Annotated in this window: 23 protein-coding genes; 4 read left to right on the forward strand and 19 right to left on the reverse strand. The window is 34.8% G+C overall.

Annotated elements, in window-relative coordinates:
- Window positions 1-21 precede the first annotated feature (21 nt).
- Together J4O15_RS07840 and J4O15_RS07845 are read right to left on the reverse strand one after the other, a co-directional pair.
- Complete coding sequence (locus tag J4O15_RS07840; RefSeq protein ID WP_442911595.1) at window positions 22-348, reverse strand: GlsB/YeaQ/YmgE family stress response membrane protein; 327 nt, start codon at window positions 346-348, stop codon at window positions 22-24.
- A 98-nt stretch (window positions 349-446) separates the two neighbouring features.
- Window positions 447-1,073: a nucleotidyltransferase domain-containing protein gene (locus J4O15_RS07845; RefSeq protein ID WP_334299463.1), complete on the reverse strand. Its 627-nt coding sequence runs from the start codon at window positions 1,071-1,073 to the stop codon at window positions 447-449.
- Window positions 1,074-1,428: 355 nt separating this feature from the next.
- Between J4O15_RS07845 and pyrB the strand changes: the two genes are divergently transcribed.
- From pyrB to J4O15_RS07865, 4 genes are all read left to right on the forward strand, one after another.
- Window positions 1,429-2,343, forward strand: coding sequence for an aspartate carbamoyltransferase (gene pyrB / locus J4O15_RS07850; protein WP_009218565.1), 915 nt, complete (start codon window positions 1,429-1,431; stop codon window positions 2,341-2,343).
- On the forward strand, window positions 2,343-2,777 hold the full coding sequence (locus J4O15_RS07855) for an aspartate carbamoyltransferase regulatory subunit (RefSeq protein ID WP_009218564.1): 435 nt from the start codon (window positions 2,343-2,345) through the stop codon (window positions 2,775-2,777). The genes pyrB and J4O15_RS07855 overlap by 1 nt, the downstream gene beginning before the upstream one ends.
- A 67-nt stretch (window positions 2,778-2,844) precedes the next feature.
- A complete protein-coding gene (locus J4O15_RS07860) occupies window positions 2,845-3,321 on the forward strand; it encodes a hypothetical protein (RefSeq protein ID WP_208100356.1) in 477 nt (158 codons plus the stop codon).
- 101 nt (window positions 3,322-3,422) lie between these two features.
- Window positions 3,423-5,990 carry a DEAD/DEAH box helicase gene (locus J4O15_RS07865; RefSeq protein WP_208100357.1) on the forward strand — a complete coding sequence of 856 codons (2,568 nt, stop codon included), beginning with the start codon at window positions 3,423-3,425 and terminating at the stop codon, window positions 5,988-5,990.
- A 90-nt stretch (window positions 5,991-6,080) separates the two neighbouring features.
- Here the strand turns inward: J4O15_RS07865 and J4O15_RS07870 are convergent, their stop codons facing one another.
- The 17 genes from J4O15_RS07870 to J4O15_RS07950 all read right to left on the reverse strand — a co-directional run bounded on the left by J4O15_RS07870 (window position 6,081) and on the right by J4O15_RS07950 (window position 21,332).
- A complete protein-coding gene (locus tag J4O15_RS07870) occupies window positions 6,081-7,559 on the reverse strand; it encodes an Lsa family ABC-F type ribosomal protection protein (RefSeq protein WP_208100358.1) in 1,479 nt (492 codons plus the stop codon).
- A 129-nt stretch (window positions 7,560-7,688) separates the two neighbouring features.
- Complete coding sequence (gene ftsH / locus J4O15_RS07875) at window positions 7,689-9,563, reverse strand: ATP-dependent zinc metalloprotease FtsH (RefSeq protein WP_208100359.1); 1,875 nt, start codon at window positions 9,561-9,563, stop codon at window positions 7,689-7,691.
- An 11-nt stretch (window positions 9,564-9,574) separates the two neighbouring features.
- Window positions 9,575-11,869, reverse strand: a complete 2,295-nt coding sequence (locus tag J4O15_RS07880) for a hydratase (RefSeq protein WP_208100360.1) — start codon at window positions 11,867-11,869, stop codon at window positions 9,575-9,577.
- Between the two features lie 95 nt (window positions 11,870-11,964).
- The gene (gene rlmH, locus J4O15_RS07885; protein ID WP_208100361.1) at window positions 11,965-12,441 is read right to left on the reverse strand and encodes a 23S rRNA (pseudouridine(1915)-N(3))-methyltransferase RlmH; all 477 of its coding nucleotides are present in this window, start codon (window positions 12,439-12,441) and stop codon (window positions 11,965-11,967) included.
- Between the two features lie 4 nt (window positions 12,442-12,445).
- On the reverse strand, window positions 12,446-13,141 hold the full coding sequence (locus J4O15_RS07890; protein ID WP_009218549.1) for a response regulator transcription factor: 696 nt from the start codon (window positions 13,139-13,141) through the stop codon (window positions 12,446-12,448).
- A 9-nt stretch (window positions 13,142-13,150) separates the two neighbouring features.
- Window positions 13,151-13,741 (reverse strand): DUF655 domain-containing protein, encoded by a 591-nt coding sequence (locus tag J4O15_RS07895; RefSeq protein WP_208100362.1) that lies wholly within the window; start codon window positions 13,739-13,741, stop codon window positions 13,151-13,153.
- 84 nt (window positions 13,742-13,825) lie between these two features.
- The gene (locus J4O15_RS07900; protein ID WP_208100363.1) at window positions 13,826-14,665 is read right to left on the reverse strand and encodes a bifunctional 5,10-methylenetetrahydrofolate dehydrogenase/5,10-methenyltetrahydrofolate cyclohydrolase; all 840 of its coding nucleotides are present in this window, start codon (window positions 14,663-14,665) and stop codon (window positions 13,826-13,828) included.
- Window positions 14,662-15,291, reverse strand: coding sequence for a cyclodeaminase/cyclohydrolase family protein (locus tag J4O15_RS07905; RefSeq protein ID WP_208100364.1), 630 nt, complete (start codon window positions 15,289-15,291; stop codon window positions 14,662-14,664). Before J4O15_RS07905 ends, J4O15_RS07900 begins: the two co-directional genes overlap by 4 nt.
- On the reverse strand, window positions 15,291-15,632 hold the full coding sequence (locus tag J4O15_RS07910) for an arsenate reductase family protein (RefSeq protein ID WP_009218545.1): 342 nt from the start codon (window positions 15,630-15,632) through the stop codon (window positions 15,291-15,293). Before J4O15_RS07910 ends, J4O15_RS07905 begins: the two co-directional genes overlap by 1 nt.
- A 35-nt stretch (window positions 15,633-15,667) precedes the next feature.
- Window positions 15,668-16,549 (reverse strand): hypothetical protein, encoded by an 882-nt coding sequence (locus J4O15_RS07915; RefSeq protein WP_208100365.1) that lies wholly within the window; start codon window positions 16,547-16,549, stop codon window positions 15,668-15,670.
- Complete coding sequence (locus J4O15_RS07920) at window positions 16,546-16,857, reverse strand: hypothetical protein (RefSeq protein WP_009218542.1); 312 nt, start codon at window positions 16,855-16,857, stop codon at window positions 16,546-16,548. Before J4O15_RS07920 ends, J4O15_RS07915 begins: the two co-directional genes overlap by 4 nt.
- Before the next feature lie 24 nt (window positions 16,858-16,881).
- Complete coding sequence (locus tag J4O15_RS07925; RefSeq protein ID WP_208100366.1) at window positions 16,882-17,610, reverse strand: nicotinamide-nucleotide amidohydrolase family protein; 729 nt, start codon at window positions 17,608-17,610, stop codon at window positions 16,882-16,884.
- A gap of 22 nt (window positions 17,611-17,632) precedes the next feature.
- Window positions 17,633-18,172, reverse strand: a complete 540-nt coding sequence (gene pgsA, locus J4O15_RS07930) for a CDP-diacylglycerol--glycerol-3-phosphate 3-phosphatidyltransferase (protein WP_009218540.1) — start codon at window positions 18,170-18,172, stop codon at window positions 17,633-17,635.
- Window positions 18,169-19,491: a 30S ribosomal protein S12 methylthiotransferase RimO gene (rimO, locus tag J4O15_RS07935; RefSeq protein WP_009218539.1), complete on the reverse strand. Its 1,323-nt coding sequence runs from the start codon at window positions 19,489-19,491 to the stop codon at window positions 18,169-18,171. The genes pgsA and rimO overlap by 4 nt, the downstream gene beginning before the upstream one ends.
- 76 nt (window positions 19,492-19,567) lie before the next feature.
- Window positions 19,568-19,813: a DNA-directed RNA polymerase subunit omega gene (gene rpoZ / locus J4O15_RS07940; protein ID WP_009218538.1), complete on the reverse strand. Its 246-nt coding sequence runs from the start codon at window positions 19,811-19,813 to the stop codon at window positions 19,568-19,570.
- Window positions 19,814-20,446, reverse strand: coding sequence for a guanylate kinase (gene gmk / locus J4O15_RS07945; RefSeq protein ID WP_208100367.1), 633 nt, complete (start codon window positions 20,444-20,446; stop codon window positions 19,814-19,816).
- Between the two features lie 7 nt (window positions 20,447-20,453).
- A complete protein-coding gene (locus J4O15_RS07950; protein ID WP_208100368.1) occupies window positions 20,454-21,332 on the reverse strand; it encodes a YicC/YloC family endoribonuclease in 879 nt (292 codons plus the stop codon).
- Window positions 21,333-21,370: the final 38 nt, after the last annotated feature.

Genomic DNA, 21,370 nt, shown 5'->3' on the forward strand with positions numbered 1-21,370 from the left:
TTTAATAATTATTTTAAACTTCTACCCCTTTTTACCAAGGAAGTATGATACAACAGCAATAACAATTACAGCACCCAGAATAGAAGGAATTAATGACATTCCTGCGAGGCTTGGCCCCCATTTTCCAAATAGTGCCTGACCTACAGAGGAGCCTAGTAAACCTGCAATTACATTAGCAACTATACCCATTGCACTGCCTTTTTTGGTAATCTCTCCTGCAATAAAACCTATAATGCCTCCCACAATAATGGACCAAATCATAAATTTTACTCCTTCTTTTTTATTTATATATTTATCTTCAAACTTTATAATCAAGCATTTTTGTAGATATTTAATATATGGCTTCATTATACATCATTATATATTTATAATCAAATTAAAATATTATGGCATATTTTCTGTGTATTGCTCTTTCAAAGTCTTCTATACTTTTTCATATCCAAAAATTATTCCTTATAATTCAGTTTTTTTATATATGTTATCCATCCTTTTAAAGATTCTATATCAAAACTTTCAAGTGCCTTTTTATAATAATTAAAGGCTAAGGGATGTATTTCTTTCATCCACTTCAATGATTTTTTTGGTCCAAGATAGGGTTGATTCATTATGTCGCAAAATATCTCTAAACTGTCAATTAATACCCAATGCCAGCGAAACATTCCCTCACAGTCATTTCTCTTCACTCTCTCAAACATTTTAACACACCAGTCTATACTTGCCCGAATCTCATTATCTGTCTTAACCGTTATTTTACTAAAGTAATCCTTAACATCCTCTTGTAGTTTTTCTCCAATACCATTGCTGTCTGTAATAATAATTCCATCCAAAATTTGAATAAAATCCTTATGCTCATACCCTCTTTCAAAATATGACAATGGATATACAAATACATCCAACTCAACTCCATCTACAAATGATGTATCATGAAACCTTTCATAATCATATGAGATAACAATTGCATCAAAATCGCTGTTTAAGTTGTTTGTCCTGCTCGCATATGAGCCGTATACAATAATGGATATTGGGTTATACTTAGTTTTAATATATTTAATAATCTCGTCCAATAAAACCACCTCCGGTAATAACATTTATCTAAATTTGCAATTCAACTTATTTACCTGCAATATTTTTAATCATTTCATAAAGCCTTCCTTAAGACTTTTATACTCATATATCCGATAAAATAGAGTCCGGTTTGACAGGTATATTTTTATTATATACACTATTTTACTCAATAAATCATCAATTATATTGCAAGTTATTATAACACAATCCTTTAATATATTGATTGATGGATGCTCTTTCCTCCTCCATTAATTTAAAAACTTAACCAACTAAAATCAATTCATTCCTTTTTTATATTTTAGGTATTGTAAAAGTATAAAATATGGACTATAATACGAAAAATGATTTTTGTAAAGGAGAAGTATGAGACATCTTTTAAACCCATTGGACTTTTCTGTTGAAGAAACTAATGCACTTTTAGATCTTGCTATTGATATAGAAAACAATAGGGAGAAGTATTCCAAAATTTGCGAAGGAAAAAAATTATCAACTTTATTTTATGAGCCAAGCACACGAACCAGACTCTCATTTGAAGCGGCAATGCTGAATTTGGGAGGTAGCGTACTTGGCTTTCATTCTGCCGATTCGTCATCTGCTGCAAAGGGAGAAAGTGTTGCAGATACCATTAGAGTAATTTCTTCATATGCAGATATAGCAGCAATGCGTCATCCAAAGGAGGGGGCACCGCTTGTAGCAAGCAAGTTCTCTTCCATCCCGGTAATCAATGCCGGTGACGGTGGACATCAACATCCAACACAGACTCTTACAGACCTTTTGACAATAAAGAGAATGAAAGGAAATATCGCAAACCTTACAGTAGGACTTTGTGGTGACCTTAAGTTCGGTAGAACTGTTCACTCACTTATCAATGCTCTTATCAGATATCCAAATATTAAATTTGTTCTTATCTCACCTGAAGAGCTGAAAGTTCCTGATTATATCAGAGATGATGTTCTGAGAGCAAATAATATTGAGTTTAGTGAGGTTACAAGTCTTGATGAGGCTATGCCTGAACTTGATATACTTTATATGACAAGAGTTCAAAGAGAGCGTTTCTTTAACGAAGAGGATTATATTCGTTTGAAGGACACCTATATTTTGGATAAGCAAAAACTTAAACATGCTAAGAAAGATATGTATATACTACATCCGCTTCCAAGAGTAAATGAAATCAGTGTGGAAGTGGATGATGATCCCAGAGCCGCATATTTTAAGCAGGCACAGTTTGGTGTATATGTCAGAATGGCTTTAATTATCACTCTTTTGGAGGTAATATAATGTTAAATATAAGTGGATTAAATGAAGGTGTAGTACTTGATCATATAGAAGCAGGAAAGAGCCTTGATATATACTATAATTTAGGGCTTGATAAGATAGAAAAACCTGTTGCCATTATTAAAAATGCAAAGTCCAAGAAAATGGGTAAAAAAGACATTATAAAAATTGAAGGTGATGTACTTGATTTGATAGACTTTGATGTTATCGGATATATAGATCACAATATTACTATAAATATAATAAAGGACAATGCTATAGTCGAAAAAAGAACTGTTTCATTGCCTGAGAAGATAACCAATATCATCAAATGTAAGAACCCGAGATGTATCACATCAATCGAGCAGGAGCTCCCGCATATCTTCTATCTTTCAGACAAGGAGAATGAGGTATACCGCTGCATTTATTGTGAAGAGAAAAGAAAAAAGAAGAAATAATTTGCTATGTATACGCGCCGGTGAAGTCATAAATGCTTCATCGGCTATATTTTTATAGGAGGAATATATGAGTATAAAATCATTAAACCATGTAGATTTTGATTGTATTGAATATACTGCTGAAAAAAGAGAGTTTCGTGTTATATCATCTGACCTTAATCACTACATTGAGCAATATCGTGAGCTTAGCGATATGATATGTAGAAAAAAAGCGGAATATGCTAAAAAAAATAATTATTCTTACGATATGGCTAATGAAAGATTAGAAGAAGAATGTTGTATACCTATTGATACTCTAAGAAAAACAATTCTTGGTACTACAAAATGCTCAAGGAATTTTCTATATAAATTTTGTGTAGGATTACATATGTCGCTGGAGGAGGCAAATAAATTCTTTATATTATGTGATGGTGAATTAAATGAGAGATGTATGGCTGACTATATCTGTATAAAAGCTTTGGAAGATAGAGATACGATAAAAGACTTTATAGATCAATTTGAACAACATGTAGGCATAAAACTTATTAGGAAAAGACGAGAATAACTCCTACTTTTCCCGGGATAACTTATCCCATTAAACAAATTGTATCACTATGATATCCTTAAGTCAGTTCAAAGAGCAATAAATTTTCGGAGGAATAAAAAATGAGATTTACATGGGAAGCTTTTGATTTAACATTTTTAAAGTCAATTATTGAAGCATCAGATATTAAGGATAAGGATATCTATTTAGAAACTGATGACAAAGATATTATAATAGGATGTATTACCAATAATATTTGTTCATTACCTGACAGCAAGTTTATCAGCGAGTATAGAAATATTATAGATAATGTACTCTTACCTAAATATGATACTCAAGTGGATGAAATATGCAAGGCTCTTTATATTACTGAGAGAAGCAGAAATGGTAAGCTTATTACTTTATGTAAAAAGAAAACTACAACTACTTTGGTTAGAGCTTATGAAGCTGCATTATACTCTATCAGTGGACTTGCCATACAACCTCAAGACTACTCTACCTTCAAATACACAAAGTCATTGGATATGAAGTCTACAAAGATTGAAGAAGTACCACTTTATGATTTTCAAGAGAATGCTGTTTCTGCATTAAAAAAACATTTTATTGATAATGATTCTAAAAAAGGAATGCTTGTTATGCCTACCGGTTCCGGTAAGAGTCGAACGGCAACATATTTTCTGATAAAGGAGATGATAAGCAGAGACTACCAGATACTGTGGCTTGCACATAGACACATGCTTATTGAACAGGCGGCTGATTGTTTTTATCGCTTTGCCGGACTCTCTAAACTTGTAAATCCTGATATTAAATCATATAAGATCAGTTGTGTATCAGGTGAACATTTGAGAATGTCTCAAATTGATAAACATGAAATCATAGTTGCAAGTATCAACTCGGTATATAGAAACAGAGAACATCTTGCCAGAATACTCGGTAAAAAAGTAATGGTTGTAGTAGATGAATGTCATCATACATTTGCACCTTCATATCAAGAAATCATAAAATTTATAGAAAAGAAAAGAACCGGTATGAAATTACTTGGCTTAACTGCTACACCCGTCAGAGCAAATGATAATGACAGTGCTACTCTTATGAGTTTATATGATAATAATATAGTTTATACTATATCACTTAGTGAGCTGATTAAAACCGGTATTTTGGCAAATCCTAAGTTTGAAAGAATTGAGACTGATGAAGAAATCGAGCCTATCATCAGTATTGATGAAGAAAAATTCATTAAAAGGTATGGTGATCTTCCGGAATCGCTTGTAAACAAAATTGCGGATTCAGCATCCAGAAATAAAGTTATTATTGAACAATATATAGAAAACAAGGAAAAATATGGAAAGACTTTGATTTTTGCATTGAACGTTGTTCATTGTAGGTTTTTATATGAAGAGCTTAAAAAGCGAAATATTAGAGTTGGAAATATATATTCAAGGAAAGAAAATAATACAGAAGTTATTAATGCCTTTAAGAACAATGATCTTGATGTGCTTATTAATGTAAACATTATGACTGAAGGTAGTGATGTTCCGGATATACAGACAATCTTTCTTACCCGACCGACTCAAAGTGAAGGACTTCTTATGCAGATGATTGGTAGAGGAATGAGGGGACCGCAGTCGAATAATGGTACTGAAGATGTAAATATTGTAGATTTCCATGATAAATGGGCGACATTTAGAAAATGGTTAAATCCGGAATGGCTTATAAATGAAGAGCGTGAAGACTCTGATCCTGAGAAAAAGGTACATAAAAGAGTCTCATATAAAGAATATGAATGGTCTAAATGCCAGGAGATATATAGAAATATCCTTGTATACAATAAAATCAACCATAGAGATGTAATGATTCCATCAGGCTGGTATAGTCTTTGTGATGAAGATGGTGAGACTGTATGTATGTTGGTATTTGAAAACCAACTGGATGCTTTTAATAGATTATATAAAGACAAATCCTCATGGATAAATGATACAAGTATTTCCGCCGAAGACCTGATTGACAAGTATTTTCCTGATTTTATTGATAAACCCGCTTTAAATGATATGAAACTTTTTGTAGAAAACTTCAGGCAAAATGAAATAACACCTAATATACATATTATCTCACACAGAAAGCAAATAGATCCCCACTATGTTGCTCAAAGGGCCTCACTTGAAAACAGAGATGTTATCGATTTAGCCGGTGAATTATATGATGAATATGATATTGCAAGAGATTTATTTGAAACCAAAGAGATGTATCAGGAGGCAGTTTCAAAAGCTAAAATTTATCAACATAAGAATATTATAGTCGGTCAAAAAATAGAAGAATTACCTATTGAGTGGATTCCATTCGATAGAACACCATATCATGATCTTCAAAAACTTGCAAACGAAGTAATAGATGAAATGTTTGACGGTGTATCACCTGATTTAGGAAAAATTTCATGGACAAGTAAGGCGTATAAAGGATTCTATGGAAGATTTTGGCATGACTCACATAATATTGATATAAACTGTGTTTTAAACTCTAAGGATGTTGATCCGGAAGTAATAAAGTTCATCTTGTATCATGAGATGTTGCATAGAGAATTTTTAAGTCATGATAAAATATTCAAAATTGAAGAGCAAAAGTATCCAAAGTATGAATATCATCAGCATTTCTTGGAAGACACAATGAATAAATTTGATATAAAGGAATGGTAAATAGACCTGATTATAACATAACAACAAATATTAAAAAATACCGGATTGGCTTTCCAATCCGGTATATACTTTTGATTTATATTTTATCCACTACAGATATATTATCTTATTGGCTACATCTTCTACAAATCTTCTGTCATGTTCTACAAGCACCAATGTGGGCTTTGACTCTTTTATAATTTCCTCAATCTGTATTCTTGAAATTACATCTATATAATTAAGCGGTTCATCCCATATAAATAAATGAGCAGGTTTTGACAGGCTTATAGATAACAAAACCTTCTTTTTTTGCCCGTCGCTGTAATTTTGCATATCCGTCTCAAATAAATCTCTTGAAAAATCCAATTTTCTAAGAATGGTTTTACATAATGTTTCATCAGCCTCCATATTTTTAATATATTGATCAAGTCTGCCATGTAAATCAGAAGTATTTTGAGGAATATAGGATATCTTAAGATTACTTGCCGGTTTTATTTCTCCGCTGTAGTTATTATTTAAACCCGATAAAATTTTAATCAAAGTGGATTTCCCACTACCGTTTTTACCATATACAGCCAGTATATCTCCCTGTTTTATTTCAAAACTCAGACTCCATAATATCTGCTTTTCCCCATAATATGCCGATAAATTGCTGACTGAGATTAGAGTATCTTTATGATGCTGTAAGCAATTAATCAATAAGCTTTCCTTTGTATCAATATCTTTTAATAATTTTTGTTTTGCTTCTATTGCCTTATTTTGCCTGTTTTCCAGATTTTTAGATTTCTTCATCATCTTTGCCGACTGATGCCCGATATATCCCTTATCCGGCTTTACACCTGATACCTTTACACCCTTTTTTGTTTTTTCGATTTTGTCCGACCAGCTCTTGCTCTGCTTAGATGCTTCCCTTAATCTCTTAATATCTTTTTTTAGTCTTTCATTTTGGGTGATTTCAAAACTGTCTTTCATCATTTTATTTTCATACCATGATGTAAAATTTCCGGCTTGAACATCAATAGAGCTTCTATTGATAGAAATAACATGATTGATACATCCATCCAAAAAATCTCTATCATGCGATATAAGTAAAAATCCTTTTTTACTCTTTAAATATTCACTGACAATTTTTCTGCCTTCAATGTCCAAATGATTTGTAGGCTCATCAATAAGCAAGAAATCCTTTTCATTTGTAAATAAAACAGCCAGTAGAATTTTTGTCTGCTCCCCTTTAGACAAGGTTTCAAACTCTCTGTATATAAGGGATTCATCTATATCTAATAAATTAAGCTCCCTGAATAATCTCCACTCTTCGACATCTTTTGTCAGCTCCTTAAATAATTCTATGACGGTTTTTGTTGTATCCGATATATCAGGCGGAAATTTGATAAATTCCACACTTTTACTTATTTCCCCTTGATACTCCTCCTCTCCCAAAAGTAATTTAAACAGAGTTGATTTTCCAATCCCGTTCCTGCCTATTAAACCTGTTTTCCAGTTTGTATCAAAATAAAATGTGACTTCCTCAAATATCGGATTTACATATCCGTAATACGAAAAAGTTAGATTTTCAATTTTAATTACCGACATACAATCACCCCCTTTAAAGATTTTACTTGCTTAATATTATACTATTGTCAGATTTTATTTTCTATACTCCTTACTACCTAAAAACAGTATAAAAAATACCGGATTGGCTTTCCAATCCGGCATCTTTATTTATACCAATATAGCTTTCTTTATCTCTACTTTTTCCGGCAGTCCTTTGATTTCTCTTAGAATCTTCATAAATTCTTTTCCGGTAATGGTTTCCTTTTCTATAAGGAATTCCGCAAGCTTATCCATCACCTCTCTGTTTTCTTTAAGTATTCTAAGTGCCTCTTCATAGCTGTTTTTAAGAATCCTCATGACCTCATTATCTATCTCTGTAGCTGTATTGTCTCCACAATCCAGTACCGCTCTGCCTGAAAGATACTGGTTTTCAACTTTTGCTAGTCCCATAAGACCGAATCTCTCACTCATACCGTATTGGGTAACCATTGCTCTGGCAATGGATGTAGCCTTCTCGATATCGTTTGAAGCTCCTGTGGTAACGGAATCAAAAACTATTTCCTCTGCTGCTCTACCGCCCAATGTGCTTACAAGCATATCCTCAAGCTCTTTTTTGGACTTTAGATATGTCTCTTCTTCAGGTACATACATTACATAGCCCAAAGCGCCCATAGTTCTCGGTACAATAGTGATTTTTTGTACAGGCTCGGAGTTTTTTTGTAATGCCGAGATAAGCGCATGTCCAACCTCATGATAAGACACTATTCTTCTCTCTTCCTGATTCATTACCCTATCCTTTTTCTCCTTACCTACAAGCACCACTTCCACAGCCTCAAAAAGATCCTTTTGCTTTACAGCCTTTCTTCCCTTTTTTACAGCCAGAATTGCAGCTTCATTTATCATATTTGCAAGGTCTGAGCCTACTGCACCTGATGTTGCAAGACCTATTGCCTCAAGGTCCACACTGTCATCCATAAGTACATCTTTTGAATGTACCCTTAGGATATCGACTCTGCCCTTTAGATCCGGTCTTTCAACAATCACCCTTCTATCAAATCTACCCGGACGAAGCAGTGCCGGATCGAGTATCTCAGGTCTGTTTGTAGCACCGAGTACTATAAGACCTTTTGATGAATCAAAGCCGTCCATTTCTGAAAGAAGCTGATTAAGAGTTTGTTCTCTCTCGTCATTTCCTCCTCCCATTCTGGAGTCTCTGCTCTTTCCTATTGCATCTATCTCGTCTATAAATATGATAGCAGGTGCAGCCTCCTGTGCCTGTTTAAATAAGTCTCTTACTCTTGAAGCACCTACACCGACAAACATCTCTACAAAGTCGGAACCTGAGAGTGAAAAGAAAGGTACATCCGCCTCACCGGCTACAGCCTTTGCCAAAAGTGTTTTACCTGTTCCCGGAGGTCCTACCAAAAGAGCACCCTTTGGGAGCTTTGCACCTATTTTGGTATATTTTTCGGGATTGTGCAAAAAGTCAACTATTTCAGTCAAAGACTCCTTTGCCTCATCCTCACCTGCCACATCTTTAAATGTAATACCGGTTTCCTTTTGAACATATACCTTGGCATTGCTCTTTCCAACTCCCATGAATCCACCGCCGCCCATTCTCTTTAATAAGAAATTCATCATCAATATAAAGAAAATAAATGGCAGTATAAAGCTAAAGAATGACAATATCGCAGAGGTAGTCTCAAATCTTTCCATAGTAGCAGGTACATTGGCTGCATATAATCTGTCTACCAATGTATCATCCTCTATCCTCACGGTTTTATACACCGTCATAGATGAGTAATCGCTAAGATTTTGCTTTACCTTTATCTCAATTGTATTTGCCATTACCTTTACAGATTCCACCTTCCCGTCATTTACCATCTGCATAAATTCGGTATATGGGACTTCCTTTGTTGTAGCACTCTTTAGTCTGCTTGAAAGCATACTGACCGCAAAAAATGTAATAGCAGCCGCAATAATAAGTATAATTATCGTCCTGTTATTTAGCCCGTTGGATTCATTATTATTTTTTTTATCCATACACTTCCTTTCTATTTTATTTTGCTCTTATTATAATTTATAAGAGAACCTGCCTCAACTATGGATTTTTCAGCATCAGTCATTTCTGCAATGCTTAAGCTTATTTCTTTTATATTTTCACCTATAATATAGGCAGGAATTTTTGACATATCACCTCTTAGATGACTCTTGATGTTAGGCACAAAGATATAATCTCCAACCTCAAAATCCGGCTCCTCATCCAAGATAAACGGCAGCATACCCCAGTTCATTACATTTGAACGGTATCTCTTTGTTGCATATTCCTTAGCGATATTTGCAAGTCCGCCTATAACTCTTTGGCAGCTTGCAGCCTGCTCTCTTGCAGAGCCGTCACCCGGTTTCTTAGCATAAATCATGCTACCTATCTCTGTATTATTTGCGACAATATCTGAAAAGCCCTCTATCTTTTTTATCTTTTCAAATATTTTTGATAATTCCTCATTTCCCTTTAAGATATCTTCACCATTTCTTCTGGCTTTTTCTATAATATCCACAGCCTTGCTTCTGCCCACATACTCAGGATCTCTTCTTGAGAGTGTAAACTCGGCAAGTCCAAGCGGATTTGATCTGTATGATGATGTCTCTCCCGAAGGTATAAGCTCATCAGTAGTGGTCACTTCATCAAGTATCTTTGAACATACCTTTAAAAGAATATTTTCCGTAAGTGCAGTCATCTCAGGCCAGTCCTTGATATTCGGACCGTATACAAGCTCACTTTCTTTATTTGCCTCTCCAAATCCCTGATATACTCTGTTTTTATATATTGTATCATCATAATGGTATTCAGGTACTGTATAATCATCCGCAAACTCTGTAGCCGGAGTTAAAAATCCCTTGTTTCTTGCAGTTGCCGCAACCGATCTTGCATCCATAAGTGCTACAGCGGACATCTGTCCTGAGCCGGGCTTTGAACCCTCTCTGTTTGGGAAATTTCTTGTTGTATGTCTTATGGACAGACCGTTGTTTGATGGTGTATCTCCCGCACCGAAGCATGGACCGCAAAATGCAGTCTTTACTACGGCACCGCTTGCCATCAGATCGGCTACCGCACCGTTTCTTGTAGTTTCTATAAATACAGGCTGTGACGATGGATATACATTCAGATTAAATTCATCAAATCCTGTACTGTAGCCCTTTAAGATATGTGCAGCCTCCATTACATTTGAGTAGGTTCCTCCTGCACAACCTGCTATAATACCCTGTGATACTCTAAGCTTTCCGTTTTCTATCTTATCTAAGAGTCTAAGCCCTTTGCCTGCCTCTCCACCTATCTTTATCGCCTCAAGCTCCACCTCATGCAGTAAATCCTCCAAGTTCTCATTTAGAGTATCTATCTCATATACATTGCTTGGATGGAAAGGAAGTGCAATCATAGGCTTAATTTCAGAAAGATTCACATGTACTACACCGTCATAATGTGTAATATCTTCAGGCTTTAGCTCCTTATAATCCTGCACTCTTCCATGTGCGGCCAAAAATTTCTTTGTATCCTCATCCGTTTCCCAAACTGATGAAAGACAGGTAGTCTCCGTAGTCATTACATCCACACCGTTTCTATAATCAGTAGTCATAGATGCGATTCCCGGACCTACAAATTCCATTATTTTATTCTTTACATAACCGTTTTTAAATACCTTGCCTATTATTGCAAGAGCTATATCCTGCGGTCCCACTCCTCTTTTAGGTGCACCCTCCAGATAAATAGCTATAATTTCAGGTCTGTTTACATCATAGGTATCCTGCAAAAGCTGCTTTACAAGCTCACCTCCACCCTCACCTATAGCCATGGTGCCAAGTGCTCCGTATCTGGTATGTGAATCGGAGCCCAGTATCATTTTACCACAGCCTGCAAATGCCTCTCTCATATACTGATGTATTACAGCAATATGCGGAGGTACATATATTCCACCGTATTTTTTTGCAGCGGACAGACCGAACATATGATCATCTTCATTTATAGTTCCGCCGACTGCACAGAGCGAGTTATGACAATTTGTCAAAACATACGGAATAGGAAACTTCTCCATACCGCTTGCCTTTGCAGTTTGTATTATTCCCACAAAGGTAATATCATGTGAAGCCATTGAATCAAACTTTAATCTGAGCTTATCCATATTTCCTGATGTATTATGATTCTCCAGTATTTTATAAGCGATACTGCCCTTTTTGGCTTCTTCTTTATTTATATTTTTTCCTGTAAAGGTTTCTAATTTTTTTATATCATTTTCTTCTATAAGAGTGTTACCGTTTATGAGGTAAGCACCTCCATTGTACAATTTAACCATATTCCCTCCTAGTTTTCCACAATAGTATATCCTATCAAAAAGTTATTTTCAAGGCTGTTAATTTTATCTTAAAAGCCAAAATGAGGGCATTGCCCTCATTTATGATATGGTTCATTATTTCTGATTCTATATGCTCTGTATATCTGTTCCAATAAAATAACTCTCATAAGCTGATGCGGAAAAGTCATTTCTGAAAAACTTAATTTTTCATCCGCTCTGTCAATAACACTTTTATGTAATCCCAAAGAACCTCCTATAATAAATGATAGATTACCCTTTGATAAAATATCATATTTTTCCATTCTTTTGGCAAGCTCCTCTGAGGAATACTTTTTTCCGTCTATTGTAAGCGCCACAACATAGCTGTTTGTAAGCTTTGATAAAATACGCTCCGCCTCAACTTCCTTTATTTTCTCCTCCTCCAAAGCACTTGCCATGGCAGGAGTCTTTTCATCCTTTACTTCTATGATATTTAACTTCACATATCTTGAAAGTCTTTTGGCATACTCCGAAACGGCATCCTTAAAAAATTTCTCCTTGATGCTCCCGACCGCCACAATATTTATATTCATACGATTATTCCTTAAAGTAATATCCTACACCCCATTTGGTATGAATATATTTTGGCTCGCTCGGATTCGGCTCTATCTTTTCTCTAAGCCTTCTTACATGTACATCCACGGTTCTTACATCTCCCGCTTCATGTAATTTATTGCCCCAGACTATGCTTAAAAGCTTTTCCCTTGAATATACCTTATCCGGATTTTGTGTAAGCAATTCCAGTATATCAAATTCCTTGGCGGTAAGATTAAGCTCCTTATCTTTTTCAAACACCCTTCTGCTGTCAAGATCAAGCCTTAAATCAGATACCTCTATAACTCTTTCATTTTTTTCAACTGCTTTGGCTTTCTTGGAGTTTCTTCTTATTATCGCCTTTATCCTTGCCTTTACCTCAAGTATATTAAAAGGTTTTGTAATATAATCATCCGCACCGTATTCAAGTCCCAGTATCTTATCCATATCGGTACCCTTGGCTGTAAGCATAATAATAGGCATCTCTGAAAACTCCCTTATAGCCTGGCATACTTCCATACCGTCCATTTCCGGCAGCATAACATCTAAAAGCACTATATCATATTCCTTTTCTTTAGCCATCTTTAGAGCTTCGTTTCCGTCATAAGCCGTATCCACTTCATATCCGTCCTGCTCCAAACTGAACTTAATTCCTTTGACTATCAACTTTTCATCATCTACAACAAGTGCTTTATTCATTATAAACTCCTAATTTATGCAAATTTTATCTTTTATTTTATTAAATGCCGCCTCTTTTATTCCCGATATATTCATTATATCTTCAATAGCATTAAAGGGCTTGTTTTTTCTATACTCTATTATGGAATCCGCTTTTCTCTCCCCTATACCCGGCAGACTCATAAGTTCTTCTTTAGTAGCAGTATTAATATTTATAAATGTATTTTTTGTTTTACTCTCTTCCTCCGGCAAACTGAGACTCAAATTTTCCATCTCATCAATGCTTGGTATAACAATATGTTCTCCACCTTCAAGCTTTTTTGCCAGATTTACATAATCTTTACAGGCTCCGTCACTAAATCCGCCTGCCATATCTACGGCTTCTTTTATAATAGAACCCCTTTTTAACCTATATACATCTGGATTATTTACACAGCCCGAAACAAAAACATTGATATACTCTTCTATAGTTACACTCTCAGAAGTTCTTACTTCCAATGAACTCTCAGGATTACTTTCGGTATCACTTTCCATATCCGCTTTCCCGAATTTTATTTCGCTGTCTTTGCCACAAGATGTTAATAAAAAAGTAAAAATTATTATTAAAATAACCTTTTTCATAGCTTCTCCTAAAGAAAGCCATGTAAGTATATTTATATTTTAGCAAATAAAATGTTAAAAACAAGTATCTAAAATATTAAGTATTTAGTTCATTCTTTTTTCTATGGCAGCCCTTACAAGATGCTCTGCCAAAACCGATGTGGTTACCGCACCCACTCCCTTGGGCACAGGAGTCGCCATGTATGCATTTTTTACATTTTCAAGGTCCACATCTCCGCATAATTTACCTTCAGCAAAATTTATGCCTACATCTATAACTATTGCATTCTCACCTATATACTCATCATTTATCATCTTTGCCCTTCCGATTGCAACTATAAGTATATCGGCTTTTTTACATACTTCTTTCAGATTCTTTGTCTTTGAATGGCAAATGGTAATAGTTGCATTTTTTTTGATTGCAAGCATTGCTACTGGCTTTCCTATTACCATACTTCTTCCAAGTACTACCACATTTTTACCTTCAAGCTCTATATTATTGCTTTCAATAATTTTCAATACAGCTTTTGCGGTACATGGTGCAAAACCGCTTTCATCTCCTGCAAATACCTTTGCTATATTTTTATATGAAATACCGTCAAGATCCTTCTTTTCATACAATGCCTCAATTACCTGCTTTTCATCTATATGCTCCGGCAATGGTCTAAACAGCAGTATACCGTCAATCTCATTATCTTCATTTATCTTTTTAAACTCAGACAAAAAATCTTTTGATGAAATATTTTCTTCAAACTCAAATACTTTTGTATTTAAAGAAAGTGATTCCATCTTTTTGATTGCACCTTTTTCATATGATATATCGGCAGGATTTGAACCTATCCTGACTATTCCGAGAGTAGGTATATATCCATTAAGTTCTGATAGCATTTCAGAGATCTCTGTTTTTATCTTTTCAGCCGTATCAGCCCCATATAATAAAATCACAAAAGTACCTCCAATACTTCTCTATATATGATATCGGACTTATTCATAGTATCTTCCAATATTTCGCTTGCCTCATCCAAAAGTCTCTGTGCTATATCCCTATCCTTCATATATTTTACATTTATTACCACATTCATCATTGCTCCGCATACCGCACTTCTAAGCAGACCTACAGCTACACCTGCATCTGATATCGCAAGTTTTGAGCCTTTTTTTGCCAAAAAGTCAATGGAATTTAACATACTGTTAGCCTCTTTCATAATATCAAGCGGTACTATGGCTGCATCAAAGAGCAGTTTTTCCATATTTGCTTCATGAAGAGCTTTCTCCTCTTCATTTTGCGGTTTAAAGCTGTAAGCCTGTGAAAGAGGATAAAAAGCTTGTGCATCCTTATCGGAGAGTTTTATAAAGCTCTCCATATGTTTGTTCATATCTGAAAGTATATTTTTAATATCTTCTTCCACTGCTGCAAAGCTCTTTTTACCTATGGTCAAATTGCAGACCATACTTGATAGAGCGGCTGAAAGCGCTCCTGCAACGGCACTTGCACCGCCTCCTCCCGGCACCGGTGTCTTTGATGCGAGCTCCTTTATATATTCCTCTATATTATATCCGGCTGTATTCATTATGACCATCCTTTCCATATCTCAGGTGCATATCCTACCGTAGCTTCCTTACCGTTTCTTACTATCGGCATTTTTAAAACCTGTTGATTTTCCAAAATCTTAGGTATCTTATCCTCAGGTGATAAATACTTTATCAAGGTCAATGTTTCACTATCCTTGCATTTTTCATCAAGCATATTTTCAAATCCGCCCACTGCCTGCATAACTGAGGTGAACTCACCCTTTGACAATCCCTTCTCCTTCATATCCACAAGTTGAAACTTTATATTTCTTTCCTTAAAAAATCTGACAGCCTTCTTTGTATCTGAAGACTTATTTGTACCAAATATCTGTATATTCATTCTTCCAACATATCCTTATCTAAGAATAAAAGCCCTTATTCGGGCCTTTTTCTCAATTTTTTCTTATTTAACCACAAAATCAAAGCGATATAAGCGGCATAAAAAATTCTCAGTCTTCCTTTAAAAGATATATCCACCTCTATTATCTCATCATAGAACATAGGTACAATTTTAAAATCATCCCTGTATAGAGGATAAAATATCGCTATAGCCTCCAAAACCTGTCCTGTTGTTGAAGGATCCTCAAAACCGAATTTAAAATATCCTACAATCTTTTTTGGCAATATATGAACCAACAAGTTTTTAGTTTTTTCAAGCATAATTATCAGTATCCGCTTATTTTCCTCATCGCTTATAAGATAATGTAAATCCTTTATTTTATTTATCAGCTTATCAAGTTTGCTCTCCTTTTCAGAACTTTTACCCGAGCGTTCTTTTCTTCTCTGTTCGGCTTTTTTCCTATTCTTTTTTGTCTGTTTTTTTTCTTCCTGCTCCAATACTTTTATTTTTTGCTTATTTTTAATGTTTTGTATATCATCACTGTCTATATCTTGAATATCTATATCATTGTCTGAAGAATTTTTTTTCTTTATTTTTTTATTATCCGTCTTATCAACTTCAGTATTTTTTTCATTATCTTCTATAAGCAGATCTTCTTCATTATTTGAATATACCCTAAAAAACCAGCCAAGCTTTGCCAGTATATCAAGCCTATTTGTATATTTAACAGAAATAGATAAAAACTTAAAAAACCATGTTATACTAAGTTCAATATCCGGCACTTCCTTAAAATAAATTTTACCCTTATATCTCACCGGAATAAAAAGTACCATCAATATTATAAGCAAAGCGAGAGCAAGGATGGCAAGGATGATAATTCCAAATATTTTTACAACTGAAAGTATTATACCAATCATGCTTCCTCCGATTTAAAAAAGCTATAATACTCAAAATCATTTCTTTTCTTATAGGTATCTTCCACTATATTCCCAATAAGATTTATTCCCGCTTTTTTACCCAGTGCAAGTCCCACTATAAGAGCGTCACTTTTCCTGTAATTATTTAAAAAGATAGAATTATGTACCAAAGAAAGACTGTTTTCTCCCTCAAGAAATACAACCAGATATAATAAAAAACCTGATTTATTCATCTTCAGTGATCTCATATATTTTCTATAGTCTTTTTTTATATCCGGTGAAAGATATATTTTTTTTGAAAATACCATATCCTACCTTGATATTAACCTTTCTTAAGAAAAATGTTCCAAAATGCATTTTCTTGCAAGTCCAAGAGCCGAAACTACTGTTTGCTCCCTTACATTTGCCCTGTCTCCCGAAAATCTGAATTCCTCTACATGTACACTGTCCTTTATGCATACACCGATATATACAAGACCGACAGGCTTTTCATCAGTACCCCCGTCAGGACCTGCAATACCTGTAACAGATATACTTACATCAGTATCCGCTTCAAGTGCGGCACCGAATGCCATCTCCTTGGCTGTTTGCATACTTACCGCACCGTATTTTTTTAATGTGGATTTATTTACTCCCAAGGTCTTTCTTTTTGATTTATTTGTATATGTAATAAATCCCTCTTTATATACATCCGACACTCCGGGTACATTTATTATCCTTCCTGCCAAAAGCCCTCCGGTACAGGATTCTGCTGTGGATATTGTAAGCTCGTTTTTCTCAAGAAGATTTACCACACTCATCTCAAGTGAAATCTTTTCCTTTGTTGAGTAGATATAATTGCCAAATCTCTTTTTTATATCCTTTGATACAGGCTTTATGAGATCCTTTGCCGCCTCTTCACTGTCGGCACTTGCTGTAAGAATTATATATGTCTTTGCATCAAAAGGCTTTATTTCAATATTTACATTTTCATTATCTATTAAGTCTGAAATAGAAGTTCTTATCTCGGCTTCATTTATTCCAATAAGTTTTATCGTTTTGTTTCTGGTAACAGTATCCATTTCTACTCCTTTACATAATGCTTTATTTACTACTCATTATAACATTCTTATTCTTTATAATATACTCACATAAAGAGAAAATTGTAAGGAACAACATTAAAATAATGCATATATTTGTTACAAGACTCAGCTGTGGCAGATTCATTATAAGTAAAATCACTGTAATCATCTGTACTACAGTCTTTAATTTACCGGACATTGCCGCTGCAATAACTACTCCGTTATCTGATGCTACAAGCCTTATACCGCTTATAATAAATTCCCTTGCAATAACTGTAAGTACTATAACCGAGCTTAATTGTCTAAGCTCTACAAAGCAGATAAGCCCCGAACAAACCAAAACCTTATCCGCCAAAGGATCCATAAACTTGCCGAAATCGGTGATAAGACTATATTTTCTTGCAATCATACCGTCAAGAGTATCTGTAAGTGCCGCAATAATAAATATTATAAGTGCAATTATTCTGAAATTATAATCTTCTCCGGCTTTATACAAAAGGCTTGCCACAAAAAAAGGTATCAATAATACTCTTAGAACTGTCAGTTTGTTTGGCAAATTCATAGTACATCTCCTATCAAATCATATTCTGATGAACCTGTGATTATGACATCGCAAAAATCTCCGGATATAAAGTTTTTATCAGTATTTACAAAAACATATCCGTCAACTCCCGGAACATCCATATAAGTTCTTCCGATATATACATTTTCTTCGGGAAGTCTTCCCTCTATAAGTACTTTAAATGTCCTTCCGACCATATTTAAAAGATTGTTTTCTGAGACTTCCTGCTGAACTCTCATTATTCTGTCTCTTCTTGCCTCTTTTTCCTCTTCATCTATCTGATTTTCAAATCCTGCGGCAACAGTACCCTCTTCTTCACTATATGTAAAAACTCCAAGTCTTTCAAATTTCATTTCCTTTATAAATTTGATTACCGTTTCAAGGTCTTTTTCAGTTTCTCCGGGGAATCCTGAAATTATAGTGGTTCTAAGAGTAATACCCGGTATATTTTTTCTGAGCTTTCCTATAATACTCACCAAATCATCATGTGTGGTTCTTCTTGCCATTCTTCTTAAAATATTGTCGGAAGCATGCTGTATAGGTATATCAAGATATTTGCAGACTTTTTCCTCATTTGCTATCACATCTATAAGTTCGTCTGTAATCTCCTCAGGATAACAATATAATATCCTGATCCATTCTATACCTGACACTTTTGCAAGCTCTTTTAAAAGCTTTGGCAGGGTTTTCTCGCCATATAGATCCACTCCGTAAAGTGTGGTCTCCTGAGCTACAAGAATCAGCTCCTTTATTCCCTGAGCCGCCAGATCCTTTGCCTGTGTTATTAAATCATCCATAGGATAACTTCTGTAATTTCCCCTAAGTGACGGAATAATACAATAAGTACAATTCTTATTACATCCCTCCGCTATCTTTAGATAGGCATAGTATCCTCCTGTGGAGTTTTTTCTTTTATTTGAAATTGACGGCAGTCTGTCAAGGTCAAGAAATTCATTTTTTATCTCTCCGCCAAGCACATCCTCAACAGTTTCAACTATTTTATCAAAACTTGATGTTCCAAGTAATGCGTCTACCTCAGGTATCTCCTTTATTATCTCATCCTTATATCTTTGAGCAAGACATCCTGTTACTATCAATGCTTTCAGAGCACCATCCTCTTTAAGTCTTGCCGCATCAAGGATTGCATTTATGCTCTCTTCCTTTGCGGATTGTATAAAACCGCAGGTATTTATTATCATTACCTCGGCTTCTTCATCTATATCGGTATATTCAAATCCTTTTTCATTCATAAGACCCAGCATCATCTCTGAATCCACAGTGTTTTTGTCACATCCCAGTGACACCATCGACATCTTCATATAAACCTTTCAATATAAATCTTTCCTGATATTAATAAAAAGCCATCATAAAAATGATGGCAAATCAAAATGATTCTTAAGCTTTATTATCAGGATCATCATTTAGTATTCTAACTTTCTGCTCAAACAGTTCTTCAACAGCAATTGACAGCGGCTTTTTGCCGTCAGCCTTCACCTCAGGCACATCACCGTCAATAATCTGTCTGGCTCTTTTTGCACTGGCAATAACTATTGAATATCTGCTCTGTACTACAGGTGCCTCTCCCGGATCCACATCGGCATTTGCAACATTAATAAGCTCACTGTATGATGGGTGTAACATTTATTCTTCCTCCCTAAAAATCGTCTTTAAATCATCTTTTATTTTTTCTATAAATTCTGTATTATTTGTTTTCAAAGCTCCACGCTTTACAATGATTTCATTAAGCTCTTTTACGGCTCTGTCCAAATCATCATTTATAAGTACATAGTCATATTTATCCATGCATCCGGCTTCCCATACAGCCTGTTGTAATCTTGCTTTTATGGCATCGGCACATTCTGTACCGCGGTTTACAAGCCTGTCTTTTAAAATATCGGCATTTGGCGGTGTGATAAATATAAGCATGGCATCCGGATATTTTTCCTTTACCTTTAATGCTCCCTGTACTTCTATCTCAAGAATAACATCCTTTCCGTTCTTTCTTTGCTCCAGCACATAATCTCTTGGCGTGCCGTAGTAATTATTACAAAATGAGGCATATTCTATCAATTCATCATTTTCTATGAGTTTTTCAAACTCCTGTCTGCTTTTAAAAAAATATTCTCTTCCCTCTTGCTCCCCTGTTCTTGGAGTTCTTGTTGTAGCAGAAACGGATAATGCATAATTATCATATTCTGAGACAAGCTTTTTCATTAGAGTTCCTTTACCTGAACCCGAAAAGCCTGATACAACAACTAATATTCCATCAGTCATATTTCCTCTATTCTATGTTTTGAATCTGTTCCCTTATTTTCTCTATTTCCGTTTTTAATATTATAGCATAGTTTGCAATATTTAAATCAGTTGATTTTGAAAGAATGGTATTTGCCTCTCGATTCATCTCCTGAGCAAGGAAATCGAGTTTTCTTCCAATTCCTGTATCAAGTTTCATCTCATCCGACATTGCATTTATATGGCTGATAAGTCTTACGACCTCCTCATCCACACAGATTTTATCCGCATAAAGAGTCACTTCCGTAGCAATCCTGTTATCCTCAATACTTGCACCGTTTAAAAGTTCATTTACCTTTAATATAAGTTTACTCTTATATTCTTCCAAAACCGCAGGGTATCTTTCCTGTATATCCTTTGTGGTGGATAAAAGCAGTTCAATCTTTGAATTTACATCTTCAAAGAGCTTTTCACCCTCTGTCAATCTTGTATTATAAAATGAAGCACAGGCATTTTTTAATACCTTAAATAAAATCGCCTTTATCTCTTCCTCATCCAGCTTCGGCTCATCAATGCTTATCACATCCGGAAGATTTAATATATGCGATACCTTTAAATCATCAAATATATTATACTCCTCACAGAGCTCATTCCCTATATCCAAATACTTTTCCACTATATTTTTATTCAGATATACTCCGCCTGCCTTATCTTTAAAATCCAGATAGTTTATAAAAAGGTCTACTTTTCCCCTGGAAACGTATTCTTTTACAATATTTCTTATCTCAGCTTCAAAGGGGAAAAATCTTCTTGGCATTTTTATATTAAGATCCAAATATCTGTGATTTACAGATTTAATCTCTATAGACAGTTTATAATCACCCGTTATTTCTTCGGCTCTACCAAAGCCTGTCATACTCTTTATCAATGTTTTATCTCCATTCAGGTTTATGACATATGGGTTTA

This window comes from Lachnoanaerobaculum sp. Marseille-Q4761 (assembly GCF_017565785.1).
Classification (GTDB): domain Bacteria; phylum Bacillota; class Clostridia; order Lachnospirales; family Lachnospiraceae; genus Lachnoanaerobaculum.